The organism is Actinosynnema sp., from assembly GCF_052038725.1.
The window spans coordinates 1-4862 of sequence record NZ_JBQGCX010000887.1 but is presented as its reverse complement, the minus strand read 5'-3'; the positions used below and the strand labels follow the sequence as shown (position 1 = coordinate 4862).

General features: G+C 75.4%; 5 protein-coding genes. 4 read left to right on the top strand and 1 reads right to left on the bottom strand.

The genetic code is table 11. The features are described 5' to 3' along the window. Nucleotides 1-1018: FAD-dependent oxidoreductase (locus ACTUAL_RS18320; protein WP_440901125.1), on the top strand; the 1018-nt coding region annotated here is incomplete at its 5' end. Between the two features lie 44 nt (nt 1019-1062). Here the strand turns inward: ACTUAL_RS18320 and ACTUAL_RS18315 are convergent. Then, nucleotides 1063-1953: a G1 family glutamic endopeptidase gene (locus ACTUAL_RS18315; RefSeq protein ID WP_440901124.1), complete on the bottom strand. Its 891-nt coding sequence runs from the start codon at nt 1951-1953 to the stop codon at nt 1063-1065. A gap of 238 nt (nt 1954-2191) precedes the next feature. Between ACTUAL_RS18315 and ACTUAL_RS18310 the strand changes: the two genes are divergently transcribed. The 3 genes from ACTUAL_RS18310 to ACTUAL_RS18300 form a co-directional block, all read left to right on the top strand. Then, nucleotides 2192-3562, top strand: coding sequence for a BNR repeat-containing protein (locus ACTUAL_RS18310; RefSeq protein WP_440901123.1), 1371 nt, complete (start codon nt 2192-2194; stop codon nt 3560-3562). Between the two features lie 117 nt (nt 3563-3679). After that, nucleotides 3680-4594 (top strand): 1-phosphofructokinase family hexose kinase, encoded by a 915-nt coding sequence (locus ACTUAL_RS18305; RefSeq protein ID WP_440901122.1) that lies wholly within the window; start codon nt 3680-3682, stop codon nt 4592-4594. A 29-nt stretch (nt 4595-4623) separates the two neighbouring features. Further along, nucleotides 4624-4862 (top strand): 5'/3'-nucleotidase SurE (locus ACTUAL_RS18300; RefSeq protein ID WP_440901121.1); only part of this gene is annotated, 239 nt, incomplete at its 3' end.

Genomic DNA, 4862 nt, shown 5'->3' with positions numbered 1-4862 from the left:
CGACGCGGACACGTTCCTGCGCCGCATCGGCTTCCCGGACGCGGCGAGGCACCTGGCGTTCGAGGTGTTCTCGCGCAGCTTCTTCGCGCACCCGTCGCGGCTGTCGGCGGCCGAGCTGGTGACGATGTTCCACATCTACTTCCTCGGCTCCAGCGAGGGCCTGCTGTTCGACGTCCCGGACGCGCCGTACCCGGAGGCGCTGTGGGAGCCGCTGCGGCGCCACCTGGAGGCCCTCGGCGCGCAGGTGCGCACCGGCAGCGCGGTGGAGCGGGTGGACCGGACCGGCTCGGGCCACCGGGTCGTGGCGGGCGGGGCGGCGGACGAGGTCGACGCGGTGGTGCTGGCGGCGGACGTGCCCGGCCTGCGCTCGGTGGTCGGCGCCTCGCCGGAGCTGGCCGACGCCGCCTGGCGCACCAAGGTCGGCTCGCTGCGCACGGCCCCGCCGTTCCTGGTGTCCCGCTACTGGCTCGACCGCCCGGCCCGCGTGGACCGGCCGCCGTTCCTGGGCACCAGCGGGTTCCGGCTGCTGGACAACATCAGCGTGCTGGACCTGTTCGAGGAGCCCGCGCGGGCGTGGCGGGAGCGGACCGGCGGGTCCGTGGTGGAGCTGCACGCCTACGCCGTCGACGAGGCCGAGGTGGCGACCGAGGCGGGGAGGGCGGAGGTGGCGGCGCGGCTGCTCGCCGAGGCCGAGGGCGTGTTCCCGGAGCTCGCGGGGGCGCGGGTCGAGCACGTGGAGCACGTGGTGGGTCAGGACTGCCCGCTGTTCGCGCCGGGGACCTTCGGCGACCGGCCGACCGTGACCACCACCGACCCGACCGTGGTGGTGGCGGGCGACCTGGTGCGGGTGGACCTGCCGGTCGCGCTGATGGAACGGGCGGCGACCAGCGGTTTCCTGGCCGCGAACGCGCTGCTGGGGCACTGGGGCGTGCAGGGGCACGACCTGTGGTCGGTGCCGAACCGGGGCCGCTCGCCGCTGCTGCGCAAGGCCGCCGCGCGGGCGCCGAAGGTGCGCTAGCGGGTGCTCGGGGGCGGGTGGGCGGACCGCTCACCCGCCCCCGCTCACCCCTCCCACACCTGTCCGCCGAGCGCGCGCCTTGGCCGCCCGTACCCGCGCCAGTACACCCCGAACCCGTCCCCGAGCGGCCCGGTCTCCGCGAGCAGCTCGACCCCGTCCACCAGGTCGTACCGCGTCGCCGCGCCCGCGAACCCGGACAGCGGCAGGTCGTTCACCACCACGTCCAGGAACTCCACCGACCCGAAGTCCGTCAGCATCCCCGTGACGCCCCGGAACATCGGGGCCTCCACGATCACCTCCGCGCTGCCCAGCGGCGGCGCGGGCGTGCCCGGCGGGTAGCTGTGCCGCCGCCGGTAGGCCCAGCCCGCGGCGCGGCACTCCACGGAGATCGCGAACGTGCCGCCGAACAGGTGCGCCACCCCGGCCCGCAGCTCGTCGCCCGCGCGCACCGGGTGCGGGATCGGGGCCGCGCCCACCCCGCCGGTCTCCAGCTCCCACCACAGCTGGTACTCGCGCTCGCCGCCCAGGTCGTTGACGTCCACCCCGACCTGCGCCAGGTGCCCGGCGCCGGGGTGCGCGCCGTCCAGTCCCACCCACACCGCGCACTGCGTGTAGTAGTCGCCGACGCCGGGCCGGGAGTGCGGGTGCGGCACGGTCCAGGTCGCGGAGACCGACCGGAACGTGCCCGGCGCGCCCCTGAGCACGTACCCGGCCCAGTTGGTGGACGACCCGGCGTCGGTGCCGGGCAGCGCGGCCTCGGCGAGCGGAGGGGGCGGCGCGGGCGCCTCGGGCGCGACCCGCGGCCCGCCCGGTGGCACGGCCGGGTCCTGCGCCCACCCCGGGGCCGACCCCTCCGCCCCCACCCGCAGCGGGGGGTGCTCGCGCGGCTCCGCCGCTCCGGCCTGGACCTCGGCCGCCTCGAACGGCGTGGACATCGGGGCTCCTCCCGGCCTCGCGGTGGCCCGGCCTCGCGGTGGCCCGGCCCGACACCGCGCGGGGCGCCGCCGACCGGTGTGCGGCGGTGATCGGCAACTCTAGCCGCGCGCGCCCGCTTCCACCGGACGGCCGCGTCCGACTGCCCCCGGAGCACCCCGGATGCGACCATCCGGCCCGTACCCGATCCACCCGCGTGGCGGCAGGATGGTGGCGTTGGCCTAGGACAAGGAAGTCCCGATGGGAAATCGCTTTCACACCCCGCTCGCCCTCGCGCCCGCCGCCCCGGCGGCGCCGGGCGCGGCGCTGCTGTCGGACACCGAGCTCGACCCCGCCGCCCTGTACTCGGTGACCTACGAGGGGCTGGTCAACAACAACTCGTTCCAGCAGGACGCGATCCTCACCGCGCACGGCCACCAGTACGCGGCCTGGTACACCTCCACGCGCGAGGCGGTGGTCGCCCGCCGCGCGCTGGGCGGCCCGTGGCTCACCGCCGTCCTGCCGCACCGGCTCACCGCCGACGACTCGCACAACGTGATCTCCCTGGGCGTCTCGCGCGCCACCGGCGCGCTGCACGTGGCCATGGACTGCCACAACACCCGCCTGCACCACACCGAGTCCGTGCCGGGCCTGACCGCCCGGCCGGGCGACCACGAGTGGTCGGCGGGCCTGTTCGGCCCGGTCCGCCGCACCCTCGGCGGCCTGGAGCTGGGACCGATGACCTACCCGGCGTTCCTGACCGCGCCGGACGGCGCGCTCCAGTTCTCCTACCGCACCGGCCGCTCCGGCGACGGCGCCCAGGAGCTGGCGGAGCTGCGCGACGGCCGGTGGCGGGCGCTGGGCGCGTGGACGTCGGCGACCGGCGAGTACACCGCGCCGAACGGCGTGGTGTCCGGGACCCGCAACGCCTACCTGCACGGCCTGACCTACGACCTGCGCGGGAGGCTGCACGCGGCGTTCACCTGGCGCGAGGGCGTCGTCGGCGTCGCGGGCGCGCCGGGCGGGCTGGCCAACCACGACACCGGGTACGCGTTCAGCGACGACCGGGGCCGCACCTGGCGCAACGCCGGGGGCGCGGTCGTCGGCACGACCGGGGGCGCGCCGATCGGCATCGCCTCGCCGGGCGTGCTGGTCGACCGGGTCGGGCCGGACCGGGGGCTGATGAACCAGGAGTCGCAGGCGGTCGACTCCTCCGGCGCCCCGCACGTGGTGATCAGCCACGTGCCCGAGCGGTTCACCGGGGTGGTCGAGGACTACCCGAGGCGGCGGGCCCAGCACGGGCGGGTGTTCCACCTGGTGCGGCGCGGTTCCGGGTGGGTCAAGCGGGAGGTGCCGGTGGTGCCGGGGCACACCCAGCGCACCCGGCTCGTGCTGGACCGGGCGGACAACGCGTACCTGCTGATGCCGCGCGGGCGGATCGTCTCCGCGTCGGCGGCGAGCGGGTGGTCGGACTGGGCGCTGGTGCGCGACGGGCTGCCCGGCGCGTTCGGCGAGGTGTGCGTTGACGTCGGGCGGGTGCGGTCGGAGGGGGTGCTGTCGGTGCTGTACCAGCGGGAGTCGACGCGCACGACGCCGTCGCCGATCCGGGTGGCGGACCTCCGGCTCGGGTGAGGTGCCCGCGTCGACCCTGAGCGCTCCCTGAAGGTCCGGCCCGCCCGCTCGCGGGCGTACCGGACCTTTGGGAAAATCGCGCGTGTAGTACGTCCGTTTCGGGGTAAACCGCCCGATGTGACGGAACTCGTGGCGGTGTTCGCGCCTTCTCCCCAGCTGACCGTGACCGTGGAAGACCTGGACGGCGCCCCGGACATCCACCTGCACGCGGGCGGGCAGGGCGTGTGGCAGTCGAGGATGATCTCCTCGCTCGGGGCCGAGGTCGTGCTCATCGCGGCGCTCGGCGGGGAGACCGGCGAGGTGCTGCGCAACCTGGTGGGCGTGGAGCTGAAGGTGCTGGACGTGGCGGCGCGCAACGGCGCGTACGTGCACGACCGGCGGGCGGGTGAGCGGGAGTCGCTGGTCGAGATGCCCGCCGACCACCTCTCCCGGCACGAGCTGGACGACCTGTACGAGCTGGCGCTGGTGGAGTGCCTGCGCGCCGAGGTCGCGGTGCTCAGCGGGCCGAACGACGACGTGGTGCCGGACGACGTGTACCGCAGGCTCACCGCCGACCTGCGCGGCCAGGGGCGGGACGTGGTGGTCGACCTGTCCGGCGGCAGGCTCGCGGCGGCGCTGGAGGGCGGGCCGACGGTGGTGAAGGTCAGCCACGACGAGCTCGTCGAGGACGGCCGGTCGAAGTCGGACGCCGAGGAGGACCTGGTCGCGGCGATGCGGGAGATCGCCGAGTGCGGCGCCCGCGCCGTCGTCGTCTCGCGCGCGTCCGAGCCCACGCTGGCGCTGATCGGGTCGAAGCTGCTCCGGGTCACCGCGCCCGGACTGTCCACTGTGGACACCAAGGGCGGTGGTGACTCGATGACCGCGGGCCTGGCCGCCGGGTTGGCGCTCGGCATCGACCTGGAGGAGGCTTTGAGGCTGGGCGCGGCGGCCGGTTCGCTGAACGTCACCCGGCACGGTCTGGGCACCGGCCACGTGGACGCGGTCCGGGTGCTGACCGAACGGGTCAGGCTGACCCCGATAGAGAAGGCATGATGACCCCTACACCGGGCAATCAGCCCCGAATGCGAATCCTCATCACGAACGACGACGGCATCGACGCACCGGGCATCCGCTGGCTGGCGCGGGCAGTCGCGCACGCCGGTTACGAGGTGGTGGTCGCCGCCCCGCTGAGCGAGTCGAGCGGCAGCAGCGCGTCGATGACCGCGGTGGTCCAGGACGGCAAGATCTGCTTCGAGGAGCGGGAGCTGGCCGGGGCCAAGAACCTCCCGGCCTACGGCGTGGCCGCCTCCCCCGCCTACAT